The 16,812-nt window shown below is 54.0% G+C and carries 19 protein-coding genes, 2 tRNA genes and 1 pseudogene; 6 read left to right on the top strand and 16 right to left on the bottom strand.

The features are described 5' to 3' along the window. Window positions 1-110: 110 nt before the first annotated feature. A pseudogene (locus PJU76_RS05350) lies at window positions 111-329 on the top strand (IS1634 family transposase); the annotation flags it as partial. Between the two features lie 150 nt (window positions 330-479). On the opposite strand, the gene PJU76_RS05345 reads toward PJU76_RS05350, so the two are convergent. Then, window positions 480-554: transfer RNA gene (locus PJU76_RS05345), tRNA-Val, on the bottom strand. Window positions 555-763: 209 nt separating this feature from the next. Between PJU76_RS05345 and PJU76_RS05340 the strand changes: the two genes are divergently transcribed. After that, a complete protein-coding gene (locus tag PJU76_RS05340) occupies window positions 764-1,369 on the top strand; it encodes a YidH family protein (protein ID WP_226817574.1) in 606 nt (201 codons plus the stop codon). A 14-nt stretch (window positions 1,370-1,383) separates the two neighbouring features. Here PJU76_RS05340 and PJU76_RS05335 read toward each other — a convergent pair whose 3' ends face one another. The 7 genes from PJU76_RS05335 to PJU76_RS05305 all read right to left on the bottom strand — a co-directional run bounded on the left by PJU76_RS05335 (window position 1,384) and on the right by PJU76_RS05305 (window position 5,430). Beyond that, a complete protein-coding gene (locus PJU76_RS05335) occupies window positions 1,384-1,863 on the bottom strand; it encodes a DUF1643 domain-containing protein (protein WP_271780994.1) in 480 nt (159 codons plus the stop codon). Between the two features lie 172 nt (window positions 1,864-2,035). Beyond that, window positions 2,036-2,112, bottom strand: a tRNA-Arg gene (locus PJU76_RS05330). A 69-nt stretch (window positions 2,113-2,181) separates the two neighbouring features. After that, window positions 2,182-2,916, bottom strand: coding sequence for a PspA/IM30 family protein (locus PJU76_RS05325; protein ID WP_271780787.1), 735 nt, complete (start codon window positions 2,914-2,916; stop codon window positions 2,182-2,184). A gap of 39 nt (window positions 2,917-2,955) precedes the next feature. Then, window positions 2,956-3,780, bottom strand: coding sequence for a heavy metal-binding domain-containing protein (locus PJU76_RS05320; protein WP_271780786.1), 825 nt, complete (start codon window positions 3,778-3,780; stop codon window positions 2,956-2,958). After that, a complete protein-coding gene (locus PJU76_RS05315) occupies window positions 3,777-4,754 on the bottom strand; it encodes a heavy metal-binding domain-containing protein (protein WP_271780785.1) in 978 nt (325 codons plus the stop codon). Before PJU76_RS05315 ends, PJU76_RS05320 begins: the two co-directional genes overlap by 4 nt. Before the next feature lie 15 nt (window positions 4,755-4,769). Beyond that, window positions 4,770-5,150, bottom strand: coding sequence for a hypothetical protein (locus tag PJU76_RS05310; RefSeq protein ID WP_215861066.1), 381 nt, complete (start codon window positions 5,148-5,150; stop codon window positions 4,770-4,772). A 79-nt stretch (window positions 5,151-5,229) separates the two neighbouring features. Then, the gene (locus PJU76_RS05305) at window positions 5,230-5,430 is read right to left on the bottom strand and encodes a hypothetical protein (RefSeq protein ID WP_271780784.1); all 201 of its coding nucleotides are present in this window, start codon (window positions 5,428-5,430) and stop codon (window positions 5,230-5,232) included. Between the two features lie 269 nt (window positions 5,431-5,699). Here PJU76_RS05305 and PJU76_RS05300 point away from each other — a divergent pair, with 269 nt between their 5' ends. Beyond that, window positions 5,700-6,908 carry a pyridoxal phosphate-dependent aminotransferase gene (locus PJU76_RS05300; protein ID WP_271780783.1) on the top strand — a complete coding sequence of 403 codons (1,209 nt, stop codon included), beginning with the start codon at window positions 5,700-5,702 and terminating at the stop codon, window positions 6,906-6,908. Between the two features lie 39 nt (window positions 6,909-6,947). On the opposite strand, the gene purT is transcribed toward PJU76_RS05300, so the two are convergent. Continuing rightward, the gene (gene purT / locus PJU76_RS05295; RefSeq protein ID WP_271780782.1) at window positions 6,948-8,132 is read right to left on the bottom strand and encodes a formate-dependent phosphoribosylglycinamide formyltransferase; all 1,185 of its coding nucleotides are present in this window, start codon (window positions 8,130-8,132) and stop codon (window positions 6,948-6,950) included. 124 nt (window positions 8,133-8,256) lie between these two features. Here purT and gnd point away from each other — a divergent pair, with 124 nt between their 5' ends. The 3 genes from gnd (at window position 8,257) to PJU76_RS05280 (ending at window position 11,205) form a co-directional block, all read left to right on the top strand. Then, window positions 8,257-9,177, top strand: coding sequence for a phosphogluconate dehydrogenase (NAD(+)-dependent, decarboxylating) (gene gnd / locus PJU76_RS05290; protein WP_271780781.1), 921 nt, complete (start codon window positions 8,257-8,259; stop codon window positions 9,175-9,177). Further along, window positions 9,178-10,641 carry a glucose-6-phosphate dehydrogenase gene (gene zwf, locus PJU76_RS05285; protein ID WP_271780780.1) on the top strand — a complete coding sequence of 488 codons (1,464 nt, stop codon included), beginning with the start codon at window positions 9,178-9,180 and terminating at the stop codon, window positions 10,639-10,641. It abuts the gene before it with no gap. A 270-nt stretch (window positions 10,642-10,911) separates the two neighbouring features. Next, a complete protein-coding gene (locus PJU76_RS05280) occupies window positions 10,912-11,205 on the top strand; it encodes an ArsR/SmtB family transcription factor (protein ID WP_014028775.1) in 294 nt (97 codons plus the stop codon). A gap of 3 nt (window positions 11,206-11,208) precedes the next feature. On the opposite strand, the gene dusA is transcribed toward PJU76_RS05280, so the two are convergent. The 7 genes from dusA to PJU76_RS13715 all read right to left on the bottom strand — a co-directional run bounded on the left by dusA (window position 11,209) and on the right by PJU76_RS13715 (window position 16,778). Continuing rightward, on the bottom strand, window positions 11,209-12,186 hold the full coding sequence (gene dusA, locus PJU76_RS05275; RefSeq protein WP_271780779.1) for a tRNA dihydrouridine(20/20a) synthase DusA: 978 nt from the start codon (window positions 12,184-12,186) through the stop codon (window positions 11,209-11,211). Window positions 12,187-12,312: 126 nt separating this feature from the next. Beyond that, window positions 12,313-12,939, bottom strand: a complete 627-nt coding sequence (locus PJU76_RS05270) for a hypothetical protein (protein ID WP_271780778.1) — start codon at window positions 12,937-12,939, stop codon at window positions 12,313-12,315. 17 nt (window positions 12,940-12,956) lie between these two features. Next, window positions 12,957-14,096 carry an NAD(P)/FAD-dependent oxidoreductase gene (locus PJU76_RS05265; protein WP_271780777.1) on the bottom strand — a complete coding sequence of 380 codons (1,140 nt, stop codon included), beginning with the start codon at window positions 14,094-14,096 and terminating at the stop codon, window positions 12,957-12,959. Between the two features lie 42 nt (window positions 14,097-14,138). Beyond that, complete coding sequence (locus PJU76_RS05260) at window positions 14,139-14,369, bottom strand: sulfurtransferase TusA family protein (protein WP_064218829.1); 231 nt, start codon at window positions 14,367-14,369, stop codon at window positions 14,139-14,141. Between the two features lie 40 nt (window positions 14,370-14,409). Further along, on the bottom strand, window positions 14,410-14,796 hold the full coding sequence (locus PJU76_RS05255) for a DsrE/DsrF/DrsH-like family protein (RefSeq protein ID WP_271780776.1): 387 nt from the start codon (window positions 14,794-14,796) through the stop codon (window positions 14,410-14,412). Between the two features lie 66 nt (window positions 14,797-14,862). Continuing rightward, a complete protein-coding gene (locus tag PJU76_RS05250; RefSeq protein ID WP_271780775.1) occupies window positions 14,863-16,461 on the bottom strand; it encodes a sigma-54 interaction domain-containing protein in 1,599 nt (532 codons plus the stop codon). Window positions 16,462-16,541: 80 nt separating this feature from the next. Next, on the bottom strand, window positions 16,542-16,778 hold the full coding sequence (locus PJU76_RS13715) for an FmdB family zinc ribbon protein (protein WP_408629750.1): 237 nt from the start codon (window positions 16,776-16,778) through the stop codon (window positions 16,542-16,544). Between the last annotated feature and the right edge of the window lie 34 nt (window positions 16,779-16,812).

Raw genomic sequence — 16,812 nt, 5'->3', positions numbered from 1 at the left:
CCTGCCCCCGAGTTCGACGGTTCATCGGCAAAAATCGTCTATTTCGTAACGCTGCCCCAGTATTCACAGGGGCTTCAACGTCGAATTTCTAAAACTTCTGATGCCGGGGTGCCGGAAAGACCAAAAAGCATACCGTCGCCACACTGGGGCGGCTGGACCAGGTCGATAGTCAGTTGAATGCCGTGATTCAGGGTCTGATGAAGGTCAGCGGGCAGGCACCCGCCGCGACGCAAGCGGTTTCTTCCCCGCCGGACGATGTGGAAGTTCTGACCCGGGTGCTGGTCCTCAACCGGCTCTGCGAGCCCGAATCGAAATTGGGCGTACTGCGCTAGATGGAAACCGTCGCTTTGCCGTCAGAAGGCGGGAGTTCAATCTCAGGCTGCCCCGTGTGACATCAACCCGGCGGTGGCCCAGGCGAATATCCGTGAAGCCATTTGCCGGCGCGATCGGCTATACCAGTCACCGGTTGCGGGAGTATTTGGTGGGCGGTGCAGGGTTTGAACCTGCGACCCCTGCCGTGTGAAGGCAGTGCTCTACCGCTGAGCTAACCGCCCAAAATGAGCAAGCTCATCTGGAGACGGCATAAAATACCAATCAAAGGCATCAAGGTCAAACGCTTTCGACCTTCTCACATCCTTTTTTTCACGTTAGACTGCCAACCGCTATCACTCCACATGGTGCCTCAGATGCCCTATCAGCGACGGTCACCCTATCCATGATGTTCCTGAGACACCTGCCAACGGTTCAGGAACCACGACTTTACATGGCCCTGGAGCGCACCTATCTGGGCTATTTCAAACTCCTCTTCGTTGCTATCGGCACTGGCCTGGTTTCCGCGCGTCTGGCGGTACTATTTAAAGCGCTGCATTATGCAACATTGGCACATTTCTTTACCGAACTTTTCAACTGGCTGACTTGGCCCGCCATCGCCCTGGTTTTTGTGGTAGGATTTCGCTTTATGTCGGACTTGGAACACATCGAAAAAGGACTCCCTGTGGCTGCAAAAGAAATCATTGATCCGCGCATTTACATGGCCGCCGAACGCACCTTCCTGGCTTGGGTGCGAACCGGTATCGGCCTGATTGCCTTTGGCTTTGTCATTGAGAAGTTCGACTTCTTTCTGGAGCAGCTCTCCACCATGCTGCACACCAAGCTCGTCATGGGAGAAGGATTCTCCGGGATGGGGATCATCTTTATTCTTCTCGGCATCACCAATCTGGTGATCGGAGGCATCAACTTCATTCGCACGGTCAAAAAAGTGGACGAGGGTTCTTATCATGTCCACAAATTTCTCTACGGCCTCTATGGTGTCATTCTGCTGAGTATCACGCTCGTTCTGGCAGTCATGATCATCCGTGTGTCGCCCTGATGCCGATTTTGCCGCTAAGGCATCCGTACGAGTGTTAGATAGTCGTCATAAGCCCAATAGCACGCATGAAATGGATATTTTTCTGATCCCCTTCTCTCATTTCTCCAGATAACCGATTTACTTTTGTCCAATATACCGAGGCAGTGCTCCACGCGCCGATCGTAGGAGACGGGCGGAATACCCGCATGGCCACCCCAGGCAATAATGACGGCGTCATTTTCCGGACCAATGACATAGGCCTCTCCCTGTTGTCTCAGCGTGCCGCCTACTTCCTTGCTATCAGTGCCGCGTAAGGCGTAAAGATTCAAAACATGTAGCCCGCCCGCTTGCGGGAAATGGCGCCAGACATACTCTGAAGCAGTGCGTACGGTCTTGTCAGCGGTCATCTCGCTTGCACTGGAAGGGTTTTTCAGGAAAATCGTAAGCATGCTCCCCTTGCGGCCGGAAAACGGGAGAGTGAGCCGGTATCGCCATGTCCTGCAGGGCGAGAACAAGGCAGTGATCTGAGTGGTATCTACGGCGGAGGCATGCTGAACAGTCCTACCAATGCGCAACGGTTACCTCCTTCACAAAGTGGCCAGATTGGAGCAAAGGTAGCCGAAGCCATAAACATGAGGGTCTCAAAAATAAAAGGGCAGAGAGGAATACCTCAATGCCCTTACTTTATGGTGCGCTCGGAGAGAGTCGAACTCCCGACCTACTGGTTCGTAGCCAGTTGCTCTATCCAGCTGAGCTACGAGCGCGTGGAGGGCGTAATATACCTACAGACGGGGGGTCGGTCAATTCCTCTGCCACGGCACCTATCGGAGCCCTCAACCACCGGTGATACCGCCCTCCGATGTGTCCTTATTCTTCGCCATTTCCGCCTTGAGCCTGGCGAGATCATCATCCACACCGCTCGTCGCACGCACCTTGTCCATCTCTTTCTCGGTCTGACTGCGGCTATCAAAAGGATCATTCAGCGCACCAGACTCCATCAGGCCATCCATCGCCACTGCCTTGGCCTCCATGTGCTGGGCACGATCCTGAGCGCGACGCATGGCATCACCGGCGCCATCCATATCCTTGTCAATGCCCGTGAGTGCCTGGCTGACTTTGACCTCCGCCTGCGCTGCCGTCAGTTCACTCTTGGTGATCTCCTTTTGCGTTCTGAACCGCTCTATATGCTCCTGAAGCTTATTCTCGTAATCCGTCAGCTTTTGCGCCTGAGCCGCCACCGTATCATGCGCTTCCTTGAAGGAAGCGATCTTCTGCAATTCAGACTGCTTCTGGGCTAATTCAGCGCGCGCCAGGTCTTCCCGATTGGCTTCTAGGGCCATTCGCGCGTCCGCATCCGCTTTGTCGACGGCCTTCTGCGCCTGCGCCATCTGATTTTCCAAAGAGACACGCTCGGTCACCACATCGGCAAGATGCCTTTTGGTATCCTGCAAATTCGTAATCATTTTTTCATAGGACAAGTCTAGGCTTTCCCCCGGGTCTTCCGCATTATCGAGAAAATGATTCACTTTGCCTTCCAGTATCTCTGCGGCACGTTTAAATATCGACATCAGATCACTCCTTACGACGGCGTCGCGCTGTTCATTGCATCAATCATTCACCGGGATCACCAGTTGCGGGCTCAGGGCGTCGACCAGGGCATCCGCGTTGTCCATGGCCTTCACCGCTGTACCCACCGCAAAAAACTCAATGATATGCGGTTTCCAGTTGTGGCTGCCTTCATGCAGTTGCACTCCGGTAATGCCATCCGCCTGGGCCTCCTGTGCCTCATGCTGCATACGCTCCATGGCCAGTTCACGCGCGTCATACATGGCCTGCGTAAATTGCTCCATTTCTGTATTGCGCCCTATATTACCCATGGATTGCAAAAAACTCTGGTGGGCCACATGGTATACACAGGAGCCCATTACCATTTCCATCGGCCGATAACCCGCCTGCAGCAACATCCAGAAATCCTGCCCACTGAGATCACTGGTAAAAGGTTTACCCCCTACCCCCTTGAATCCAGAGGCGCCGCTGCGATGCGCGATAGCCGTACCGATCGCCATGAATTCGAGAATATCCTGATCCCATTCCATGCGTTTGACTTCCAGACGCACACCGACAATACCGTCCGCCTGTAGCAAGGTAGCCTCCTGTTCCATGCGACTCATAGCCAGTTCGCGGGCTTGATACATCGCCTGGGACAACACATCCATCTCCATGTTCTGATTCCAGTTACCATACTGAATACCCATGTGGTAAATGCAGGATCCCACCACCAGCCCTAAAGGCTCAAAATTGGCCTTGCGGACCATGACGAATTCGTTGACGGAGAGATCGGAGGTAAATATGCCTTCGTGGCTGCCCTGCGAGCGCAAACCCTTCAGACGTTCGACGGCATGGGGAGCCAGTTGTTCCGTAGTATCGGTCATATAAGATCCTTTCGTGTCGTGGCGGCACTTTTCAATGAGTGGTCAACAAGAGAAATCATCGGAATCAACTCGTGCCGGGGGGTGTTTTTCGGCAAATAACTGATGGCCGTGCCAATACTGATGTGACGGCACAGAAAGCGTTCCGGATTATTCTGATCGGCGGCAACCCGAAACATCTGGGTAGTGCTGGTATGCGCCAACACTGCGGCCGCCATACGCCGCCCGTCTTCACGTAAATCATAGAGGGCGCGACGGCGGACATTTTCCTGGAATGCCGACAGGTCGGTGATTTCCATATTCCAGTAACGTGCCGCAAAGGGGGAGGACTGAGCGGCCTGCACGGCAACGGTACCCATCCACGGGCTGTACCAGTCAAAATTAGCACCGATAGCGATGCCCACGGGCACCACTCCATCTTCCAGCAACCGGACAAATTCCAGTGCCGAAACAGTAGCTACGACCGGCTCCGCAGACGGTGGCAGCCCGCGAATGCGGATGGCCGTGCCGGTAACGCCATAATCCATATCTTCGTGCTCACCATGATGCACTTTCATCCGTACATCGACGATGGCATTCGCACCCATGGCCAGTGCCTCCAGGCGCATGCGCTCTACCGCCATGTGCCAACCATCATAGTGCCCCTGGGTCCAAGAATACCCAAAATGGTACCAGCAGTTGCCGGTCACCATACCAATGGGTTGTACGCCGTGGCTACGCTGCAACAGCAACTCAGACGCCCGCGCCGTACTGATCCAGGGCAATTGCCCTTGGCTGGTCTGAAACATGCGGCTTTGAACGAAAGAAGGGAGGCGGTGTTGGCGCAGCGCCAACTCCCATTCGGAGTCACGCTGCATTTCTTCGGGGGTTTGTGAGCGGATGCCTTTGCTGGTGCTCTGACCGATATTTTCTGCGGCACGCTGGGCGTCATGTGCGACTTCCTCGATGCCGTGTTTGATCTTGTCCCAAATGGACATAACCCCTCCTTCAAATCACCCCATAAGAAAGTCGTGTAAGGTATCGCTGGCGCCCCGCATTTCGCCGGAGAGATCAGCCAGGTCGGCAACCAAGCTTTCCAGCCAGACGGATAACGATAAATCTTCGTGTTTGAGCACTACGCCACGTACGGTTTTCGCGCGCACCGTGCTGATATGGGCGCCCTCTTTTTTGAGAATATAGTCGTTATTATTAGTATGGATAGTAATGGACTCAATGTGGCTGGTTTTCGCAAAAAATCCATCCTTCTTGCGCTCTACCTCCACAAAACCCGGCACGTCACCCTCAAGACGCGCGGCCAACCCTTCCACAAAGGCCTTCATGTCTGTTTGTGCCCGTCTGATCCAGGCCGTATTCCGCTCAAAATCCGTACTCATACAGGGCCTCCCTCCCTAGATTGCCACTCATATACCGGAAATGAGACTCTTCGTCCCAACTTTAGTTCGCGAATCCCGATCATGCACGAATTTTTTGGAGTTCCGGCCCATCTTCCATTTTCACATGTAAACGCTGCAATTGCGCAAACTGACGATAAAGCGGACAGAGCAGTTCGCCGAGGGCGGCCAGAGAAATCGCCATCAGCGCATAGAGCAGAAAATCCGCCAGTACCCCAATCCCCACTTCGTGGTGCAACACGGCCAAATTCAACTTGTCCACTTGCGTCTATTCCACCAGCGGATCCCCTGCTTGCTGGCCGTGGACGCCCTCCATTTCGCCAGTTCTCCCCGATAACCGCCGAAGAGAATTCGCCACAATCACTACCCACCGCAGAGCCAAATAGAAGTACCCAAAAACGTCAACCTTTCACACCCCACATCCCGGCAAATAGCGGCCTTGCGCAAAACAGTTGATTTTAGTCGAAGGATGCTTATCATTTGCGCTCTTGCGCGCATTTCTCGCGCCCGATAAGTTTGCCCCTGGAGTTGATGATCGTGGATATCCGCCTTTCTCGCCGCGTGAATGCGGTGCGCCTCTCCCCCACGCTTGCGGTCACTGCCCGTGCCCAACAACTGCGCCGCGCAGGGAAGGACATTGTCAGCCTGGGTGCTGGCGAACCGGACTTCGACACCCCGGAGTACATCAAGGAAGCAGCCATCGCCGCCATCCACCGGGGCTTCACCAAATATACCGCCGTCGGCGGCACACCGGAGTTGAAGGCCGCTATCATCGGCAAATTCGCCCATGACAACCATTTGTCATACCATCCCGACGAAATTCTCGTTTCCGTCGGTGGCAAGCAAAGCTTCTTCAATCTTTGTCAGGCGCTTCTGGATGCCGACGACGAAGTCATCATTCCCGCGCCTTACTGGGTATCTTATCCGGACATCGTGCTGCTGGCTGAAGCGCGGCCCGTCATCATCGATACCGACGCCAGCCGGCGTTTCAAGATCAGCCCGGAGCAACTGGAAGAGGCGATCACCCCCAGCACCCGCCTGCTGGTCATCAACAGCCCCTCCAACCCCTCCGGCGTGGCCTACAGTCGCCCGGAACTGGAAGCACTGGGTGAAGTACTCCGCCGTCATCCGCATATCCTCATCGCCAGCGATGACATGTATGAGAAAATCCGTTTCTACGATGAAGACTTCGTCAACATCGCCAATGCTTGCCCGGATCTGACCCCGCGCTGCATCATCATGAATGGCGTGTCCAAAGCCTATGCCATGACCGGATGGCGCATCGGCTACTGTGCTGGCCCCAAGGAGCTGATCACCGCGATGAATACGGTACAGTCCCAAAGCACCTCCAATCCCACCTCCATCGCCCAGGTGGCCGCCCAGGCGGCGTTGGAAGGTGGCGACAGCGCCATCCACGAAATGGTGCATGCCTTCAAGCGGCGCCACCAATATGTCTACGACCGCCTGAAAGCATTGCCCGGCGTCGCCGCCATGCCCTCCGATGGTACCTTTTACAGCTTTCCGGGATTTCGCGAAGTCATAGCGGCGAAAGGCCTGCGTGACGATCTTGCCCTCGCTGAAGCCTTGCTGGAGGCCGGAGTGGCAGTAGTACCCGGCTCAGCCTTTGGTACACCCGGCCACATCCGTCTGTCCTTTGCGACCAGCGATAAGAATCTGGAAATGGCCCTGGACCGCATCAGCGCTTTTATCAACGGCCAGACAGACCGCTCCCGAAACTGAGGGCGCGTTACCCTAGTACCCCACCAGGATTAACCCCGATCAGGACGCAGGACTGATTATTATCGCCGCAGCCACTCGACGGGCGCGCCTCCGGGCTTCCTCCACATCATCGGCACCAGCTATACCCACCCCGAGGCGCCTGAGCTTGCTGGCTGTCGGCTTGCCGAAAAGCCGCAGATCACTTTCCGGCACGGCCAGCGCCTCCTCCAATCCTGAATATTCCGGCCCCCAACCCAGATCCTTCCCGCGAATCACCGCAGAAGCCGCCGGACGCCGGAAGCCCGGATCGACCGGCAAACCCAAAATGGCACGCAGGTGCAGGTCGAACTCGTTCTGCCGCTGACTGGCCAGGGTCACCAGACCCGTATCATGGGGCCGGGGTGAGAGTTCACTGAAGATGACATCTTCGCCGCGCACAAAAAACTCCACCCCATACAGCCCCCGTCCGCCCAGATTATCAGTCACCAATTCCGCCATCTTTTCCGCCTGCCGCAAAACTGCCTCACGCATCGGCTGCGGCTGCCAGGATTCCACATAATCACCGGCTTCCTGACGATGTCCGATAGGCGCACAAAACGTCGTCCCAAAGGCAGAGCGCACCGTCAGCAGCGTGATCTCGAAATCGAAGTCGACAAAGCCCTCGACGATGATCCGCTGACCGCCGACGCGGCCCGCCGTCTGCGCCTCCTGCCAAGCCAGCGCCAGTTCCGTCGCGCCGCGCACTACGGACTGCCCCTTACCACTGGAAGACATAACCGGCTTGATCACACAGGGAAAGCCCAGCATTATTGCCGCCTCTTCCAACTCTGCCAGTGTCCCCGCGAAACGATACGGCGATGTCGGCAAGCCCAACTCTTCCGCAGCGAGGCGGCGGATGCCCTCGCGGTCCATGGTTAACCGTACTGCCCGAGCCGAGGGCACCACGGTGGCCAACCCCAGCGCCTCGATTGCCGCCAGTGCGGGAGTCGCAATAGCCTCGATTTCCGGCACCACAAAGCGCGGACGCTCGCGTTTGACAATGGCCAGAATGGCCTCTGGATCGGTCATATCCAACACATGGGAACGATGGGCGACTTGCATGGCCGGCGCATCGGCGTAACGATCCACCGCAACAGTCTCCACCCCCAAACGTTGTGCGGCAATAAGGACTTCTTTACCCAGCTCGCCCGCACCGAGCATGAGTAACCGGGTAGCGGAAGCAGAAAGCGGTGTACCAAGTATCATTGCATTTCCCTTGTAAAGACAAAATCTTCGCGCAACTCACCGCAGGTTGAAGATGCCCCCCAGCTTATGCGCCTATACTTAAAGATAACATTTTCGACCAGGCGTGTACGCAAAGGAGCAAGCAATGGGTAACAAAAGTATCGGAATGGTCGGCTTAGGTCGAATGGGTGCCAATATGGCGAGGCGCCTGCACCGCAAGGGTCTGGAAGTCACCGTTTACAATCGCCATACCGAAAAAGCCACTGATCTGGCTAAAGAAACAGGCATGCACGCTGCCGAAAGTCTGGAAGCCCTCGTTCAGGCCTTGCCCGGCCGCCGGATCGTTTGGCTCATGCTCCCCGCCGGAGAGGCCACCCAAAGTCATATCGACTCCATTCTTCCCTTGTTGAACAGGGGTGACATACTGATTAACGGCGCGAATGCCTTTTATGAGGACTCCATCGCCCAATCCAAAAAAGTGGAAGCGGCGGGGGTGAATTACGTAGATGCCGGTGTTTCTGGCGGTGTCTGGGGTCTACAGGAGGGATATGCCCTGATGGTCGGCGGTAGCCAGGAAGCCGTAACTCAGGTAACGCCTTTTCTGGAGGCACTGGCGCCGGGCACCGACAAAGGCTGGCTGCATTGTGGGCCGGTTGGTAGTGGTCATTTTGTCAAAATGGTCCACAACGGTATCGAATACGGAATGATGCAAGCCCTCGCCGAAGGCTTCGCCATCCTACAGGGCAAAACCGAATTCGGACTGGATCTCGCCAAGGTGGCCGAAATGTGGCGCTACGGCAGCGTCGTCCGCTCCTGGCTCCTCGACCTTACCGCCGACACCCTCGCCAAAGATCAGGTGCTCGCCGACATCGCGCCCGTGGTGGCGGATTCCGGCGAAGGTTTGTGGACCGCGCAGGCAGCTCTCGCACTGAAAATTCCCGCGCCGGTCATCACCCTCGCTCTGCAGATGCGCTGGGCCTCTCAGGGGCGCGACGGCTACGCCGCCAAACTCCTGGCGATGATGCGTAACCAGTTTGGCGGCCATGCCGTGCAAAAGGAGGACTGAATGAGTAACTGTAATTGTCAGTTCGTCATTTTTGGGGCTACCGGTGATCTCGCCAGCAAAAAACTTCTCCCCGCACTGTATCATCTGCATTGCGCAGGCAGAATGCCTGACGAGTTGCGGATTCTCGCCTTTGGACGACGTCCCTGGGACGACAAGGCCTGGCAAGATTTTCTTCAGGAGCAGATGGAAACCTATGCCAGCAATTATCAAGCCGACCATTTTGCTGATTTCTACAGGCATTTTGAATATGTGCGCGGTGAAATCCATGAGCCGGAATCTTACGCCAGACTCCGCAACCTGCTGACTCCGGAAGGGGCCGAAAAGCCAGCGGACACCATTTTTTATCTCGCCATTCGTCCCGCCGATTTTATTCCAGTGGTACAGCGTCTCTCCGAGGCCGGATTTAACCAGGATGGCGACTACCGCATCGTGATTGAAAAACCCTTCGGTGATGATCTGGAAAGCGCCGTACAGCTCAATGAGCAACTGCATCGCCACTTCCGCGAAGACCAGATTTATCGTATCGATCACTATCTTGGCAAAGAAATTGTCCAGAATCTGCTGGTTTTTCGCTTTGCCAACTTACCCATCGAGGCGGTCTGGAACCGCAATTACATCGACCACGTCCAGATAACCGTGGCCGAAGATATCGGCATTGAAAACCGGGCCGGCTATTATGATCAAGCCGGTGCCCTGCGCGATATGCTGCAAAATCACCTGATGCAAATTCTGACGCTGATCGCCATGGAACCACCGCCGTCGCTGGAGGCGGACAGCCTGCGCGACGAAAAAGTCAAAGTCCTGCGTTCCATCCGCCCTATTCCCAAATCGGCCGTCACCGCCTATGCCATGCGCGCGCAGTATGGGCCTGGCGTTGTCCACAACAAACATGTTCCCGGCTATCAGGACGAGGCGGGAGTTGAACTCAACTCGGTAACAGAAACCTTTGTCGCCGCCAAATTTTACATCGATAACTGGCGCTGGCGCGGCGTGCCATTTTACTTACGTACCGGCAAACGCCTCACCGCCAAAACCTCCAGCGTCGCGATCCGCTTTCGCCATACGCCACAGCAACTTTTTCGCGAAACCAGCATTGAGCGCATTGAACCCAACTGGATATTACTTTCCCTCGAGCCCGAAAGCCTTAAAATCGAAATCCAGATCAAGGAACCCGGTCTGGAAATGCGCGCCCGTCCCGTGCAACTCAACGCATCCTATCGCAAAGAAGGGGAACAGGAACTGGATGCTTATGAGGCCCTGCTGCTGGATGTGATGCAAGGCGACAAAGCCCTGTTCATTCGCTTTGACGAGGTCGAATGGGCTTGGCGTGTCGTCGACCCCATCATCAAGTCCTGGGGACGGGAGACCGACTACATCCTCACCTACCCTGCCGGCTCCTGGGGACCAGACGAGGCCACCCGGATCATGGATAAAGAAGATCAGTACTGGCGCAATCAAATCTAAGTCGAATCGAATGGCGGAGACCACCCGCGCTCCGCCATTACCCCGCCTGTCGTCTGTTGCAAACAGAAAAAACTATATAAAAATCAATAATCCTAAGGCAACCTTCGGAAAAGCGTAGCCAGTAGTCTACAGACAGGCCCGGTACGAGCTTTGTTTTCCCGGATATTTTTTCACTTTAATATAATAATTTCAGATCACTAAAACGATATGGCACGATCCATGCTTACAGCTTAAGCGAAGGTCAAAACCTGATCATAAAGGAGCTTAACGATGCAAAATCCCATTATTCCCGAACGCGAAATTCAACGACTTTCCGAGGTTATCAAAGCCATGTCTCACCCCTTGCGGTACAAGATTATCTGCCTGTTGGGGCGCGGTGAAATGAGCATGCAAAACCTCGTAAAAGCCATCAATACCAGCCACAGTAATGCATCACAGCATCTTGCCCTACTGCAGGACAGTGGTCTGGTACTGGTGCGGCGGGTAGCCAGCCGTGTGTACTTTCGTATCCGCGATCAGCGCACCCTGCGTCTGCTGGCCATGAGCCACCACGTCTTCGCCTGACTTTCAATCTAACAGCGGCATACCGCGCCGCAGAAATTCTGCGGCGCTCTCACCGCTTTCAGCGGTACCCAGAAAGCGCCGCCATGCTCCCGCGCCATTTTGCCCAAAGCGCAGCCCATGCAAATGGCGACTCAAACGCGGGGCGGGCAACGCCTCTCCCCATTGCTCCGCATATTCTATCAAACCCGACAAGATCACTTCGGGCACTGGCAGAGTCTCCCTACGCCCCATGGTACGTTCAATTTCCGCCAACAGTAGGGGATGATGATAGGCCGCACGCCCGATCATGACCCCATCCACTGCGGAAAATTGCGCCGTCACCGCCGTCAATTCGTTAAAGCCTCCATTGATCTCGATGGTCAGATGTGGCAGTTCTTTTTTCAACTGATGCACCCAATCCCAGCGCAAGGGCGGCACGTCACGGTTTTCAGCCGGACTGAACCCCTTCAGCCAGGCATTACGCGCATGAACAATGAAGTGTCGGCATCCCGCCATCGCAACGATTTCGATGAAAGCACGCAGCGTCGCGTAATCCTCTTCCCGATCCAGACCGAGACGATGCTTCACGCTGACAGGCAAGCCACTTTCTCCCATCGCTGCCACCAACTCGGCGACCAACTCAGGCGTCGTCATCAGACATGCCCCAAAGCGGCCCTTTTGCACCCGTGGCGAAGGACAACCCACATTCAGATTGATCCCATCATAGCCATAGGTATGCGCCATCGCCGCGGCCGCACGCATCGCCGCTGGATCATCCCCACCCAACTGCAGAATCAGGGGGTGCTCTGCCTCAGAGAATTCGAGAAACCGCTCAGGATCACGCCCCAGAAGAAGCGCACTGGTGGTGACCATCTCAGTGTAAAGCACACAGGAAGGGCATAACAAACGCAGAAAATACCGACAATGACGGTCTGTCCAGTCGAGCATGGGGGCTACGGATAATATCTTGTCGTTTGATTTAATATTTTTATTGTTATTCATAAGACAATCTCATTCCCCGACATTCTGAATTATGCCGTATCTGACCGCTATAAGTCGCGCGAGCATCGGCTACCGCGGTGTTGCTTTGAAAGACAAGCCGATAAGCACGTTTTATCATCCCCTTGCTCAGGGCTTGAGGCGACAGGAGCGAAAGTGCTTGCCGAGCAGCATGAGGAACTGGATGGTCTGCTGGGTTTCCGGTTGTTTCATGAGGTCCCAGAGTCCACTGATACCACCCTTGGGTGCGGGGGTATGAGCCGCTTCTTCAGTAGCCCCAGCCAGACAGCAGAGGAAGTCGGTCAGGATATGCTCCTGATCCATTTTTTCCACCACAGCTAACAGCCGGTCCATGACGCCGGTACGGGTGGCACGGTCGAGCAGACACATGGCGTCGCTGGCCATGCCCGCCATCCTGGTCACCATTTCGTCGCTCATGGAGTCCTGCGCGGCACCGACCATACGCGCCAGATGCACGATACGCTCAAGGTCACCATTTTCCAGCAGTGCGGAGAGGGTGGGCAGGGCATGGACGATCTGGCTGCGATTGATCCGGTCCAGCAAATCGAGCCCGTCGCTGGCTAGCCCCGCCAGCCGCCCGACTATTTCATCACTCATGGAGTCCTGAGCGGCCCCAGCGAGCCGCGCCAAGTGCACAATACGTTCCAGATCGCCGTTTTCTACCAGACGCGTCAAAGCCTCTTGGGCTTTGGATAGCGATTCTTCGTGGGTGGCTTCTGATATTATGGCAGCCATAGATCACCTCCTTTCCTTTAGAGTAAACCACGGGCACTGGCCCAATAGAGCTTGTTATAGGCCATCTTAAAGGCATGGACCGCACCGTTTGGCGCCTTGGGCTGCGGGGGGTTTTGGTAATCAAACATGGCGTAGGTGGCGCGATCCTTGCCCGCCTCAATGAAGCAAAAGACCTTGCCGTCGTAACTGCGCACCGGTCGCCCTATCTTGATCATTGCCGCGACATTTTCTGCTGCCGTCTCCGCCTCAAAATGAGCCGTCGAGCCGGCCTTGCTGATAGGTAAGTTGGTGGTGTCCCCCAGGATAATGACATTCTGACCGTGTTCACCTTCCATGTGCAGGGAGGTACGGTTGGTGGGAATCCAGCCATTCTCACCGAGACCGTTCTTCTCGATGACTTCCTGGCCCTTGTGCGGCGGCACAGCCACCAGCAGGTCATACTTGACGGCAGCACCTTCTTCACTGAGCACTTCGGCGTTTTTACCGTCGACTTCCTTCATATTGAAGAGCGTTTCATACTTGATTCCCATACGGTCGAATTCTGGTGCCGCCCACTTCGCCACATTTTCCAAGCTATGGACCCGACCGATGGGATAGGTGTAGTAGAACTCGGTTTTATCCAGCAGGCCACGATCCTTGATGAAATCGTGCATGGCGAAGGTGAGTTCCAATGGAATCATCGGACACTTGTGCGGCAGACCGACGGTGACGGCGATGCGCCCGCCCTTGAAGTCCGAGAGTTGCTTGAAGAACTCCACAGCATTCTCCGCGGTATAGCAATTGATGGAGTTCTCCTTGAGGCCGGGAATATTTTCTGGCACGGGACGGGAGCCGGTGGAAATGACGATAATGTCATACTCATGGACTTTGCCACTCTTGCACTTGACATGGTTGTCGGCGAGATGAAACTCCTCCACGGGATCGACATGGAACTCAATGCCTGACTCCAGCAGGCTTTCTTGTTCGCGCACGAGTTCATCAGGGGTCGCACGCCCCATGGCAACATAGAGCCAACCAGGCTGATAGACGTGGTCGTAGCTGGCCGAGAGCATGGTGATGTGGGCCTTCCCGGTTTTCATTTCCTGTTGAATGCGGCGGGCAAGAAGATTCGCAAAAATCGTGCCTCCCATACCCCCACCGATGACGAGAACTCTCATGATGTCACTCCTTGTTTGTCTCTGCACTATTTGGACGTCGCGTTACTTGGCTTTACGAACCCGGATATGCCAGGTGCCTTCGCTATCCTGTTCGGTATCCAGCATTTCATGGCCGACTTTCTTGATCCACTCCGGCACGTCTGCGGCGGAACCGGCATCGGTGGACAACAGTTCCAGGGTGTCACCCACACTCATCACCTTCATGGTGGAAATCAGCTCCATAAGAGGCCCGGGACAAAAACTGCCGCGGGCATCTACGACTCTTTCACTCATCTGTTACTCCTTCGCTCGCGCTTGTTGTTAGATTATCGCTTCAAAAAGTAAGGATCTGCGCCCCTTCGGCATCGCTGAGAAATTTGGTGAGTCCCATGGGACCGGCGACAATATCCTCCATGCCATCCGCCTTAACCCCCATAACATCCATGGCCATGGAACAGGCCCATATCCTGGCATCCCCCAGTTCCACGGCTTGCTCAAAAATGTGATAAAACGGCGGCACATTGTGCCCGGCCATCATTTGTCCCATCTCTCCTTCCGCCGGGGCCTCCTTGCGGTGTCCCTTCACAAAATAGGGAAAGGCGTTCATGGATAGGAAGACATGTACTTCCGATCCCGAAACGGCCGCTACAGATGCCGCCATCGCCGCAAATTGCAACTTCTCCCGCTCGCCGCTTAAACAAATGATATAAAGTTTGGCCATGATGACTCCCCCAAAATATACGCCTGCAGTTTAGCAGGAGACTTGGTCATGTACGAATGAATAATCCTATATACGTAAACTAGCGCGGATATCTCTCAGGTTGACACCAAGTGTCGATATTTTCTTATAGACGGCACGTGGTGTGATCCCTAATTCTAGCGCAGCATCTTGTACTCGACCACCATTTTTGAGTAATACCTCCAACAAAAACTGCGACTCAGAGAACATTCTTGTTTCTTTTTGGCGGTCACGAAAAGACTCATTGCCACTGACAGGAGTGGTGAACTCGCTCCCAACCAAACAATCAATCACATGACTTTCGCTCAACAGGAACGAGCTTTCCAAGGTATTCTCCAACTGCCTGACATTTCCTGGCCAGCCATATGAATATATTTGTTTCCATGCTCCATGACCTAAAATTTTCTGAACATGATGGTGTTTAGCAGCGAGACGTTGCAGAAACAGATCGCAAAGTGGTCCGATATCGTCCAACCTATCCCGTAAAGGAGGGATTTGCACTTCAATAACCATCAACCGGTAAAACAAGTCTCTCCTGAATAAATTCTGCTCGACAAGATGTCGTAATGGTTGATTGGATGCGGCGATCACCCGCACATCAACTCTTAGTGAATGCTCACCACCAACCCGCACAACCTCGCCTTCTTGGAGGACCCGAAGCAATTTTACCTGTGCTGCATAAGGCAAAGAATTCACCTCATCCAAGAATACGGTCCCTTTGTTCGCTCTTTCAAAAATACCTCGTCTTTCACGATTGGCACCTGTAAAAGCACCGCGTTCAAAACCAACAATCTCGGATTCTATAAGCTGTTCTGGGATTGCACCACAATTTATGGCAATAAATGGCATTTCACTTCTATCACTCGTAGCATGTATTAGTCGCGCAATAATCTCTTTACCGGTACCTGTTTCACCTGTAATGACAACGCTCGTGTTTGTTGGTGCAATGAGCTCAACAGTCCTAAATACCGCGCTCATCGCCCTAGATTCTGCAATAATATTTTTGGCAACAGATCTATTATTTTCTGATCCAATGTCAGCTGCCTTACACCAAAGATTGAGGGAGTCACTTTCACCCTTGATAACATTCCCCGTCATGGATGAAGTTATTTTTCCGCCTTTAATACCATATTCTGTCCCCGATTCTTTTGAGGCCTCATCCTGATCCGTGTAGATAACAATTTCACAATTACTGTCGTTGGTGGCAATGCGCTTAATAAGGTTGACTTTAGCATAACCGAAATTTCGAGCCGCTATAGCACCAAAAACACTAGATGTCATTCTACATAATTCTGGAGACTCCTTGACCGATGTTCCAAATGGGCAGCAACAATTGATCACTTTAACTGCGTTTGGCGACACCTCCTCAACCGAAAAACCACCACCGATCCTATTTTTCAAATCAACTATAGTGTCTGCATATTGGGTAATATCGAGATTATCGTCCGCAGAAACGCCTCTTTCAGAGCGTATATAGGCTTCAAGACATTCGGCAGCGGACAGCCCCAAAACCTCTATACAATGCTCTCTACTTATGTTTTGTGCGACGTGCGTTTGAGTGCACGATTTGATACTTTGTGCTAAAAATCTTTGCAGAAAACTCACCTGCGAGAGTAGTTGTCCTTTAGGAAGATGGTGGATTGTCATATACCCCCCACTGAATACTTAGATGAAAGCGCAAGCTTGATTTAGTATAGCAGCTTCGGCAGCGGCAGAACTTAGCATCTTTACATATGGGAATGAGTGCTCTCCACCTTGCAGCATGAGCAAGCCCCTCTATCATGCCTGAGGGACTTCACAGCCAAGTCACGACCTATGCTCATTTGACCTCTGATAGCTGGAAGACCAAATTGTCGATTGGTCGAGCCGCCACAGCTAGGACAACACGGATTTGAGGCATTATAGGACATCAGATTTTCAAAAAATGTACCACATGAACTACAAGACAAGTTGAATAAAGGCATTTTATCACCCCTCACGAAAATTATAGTTCTTGCG

This window comes from Acidithiobacillus ferriphilus, from assembly GCF_028215975.1.
Lineage (GTDB): Bacteria > Pseudomonadota > Gammaproteobacteria > Acidithiobacillales > Acidithiobacillaceae > Acidithiobacillus > Acidithiobacillus ferriphilus.
This window is presented reverse-complemented; position numbering and strand designations above follow the sequence as displayed.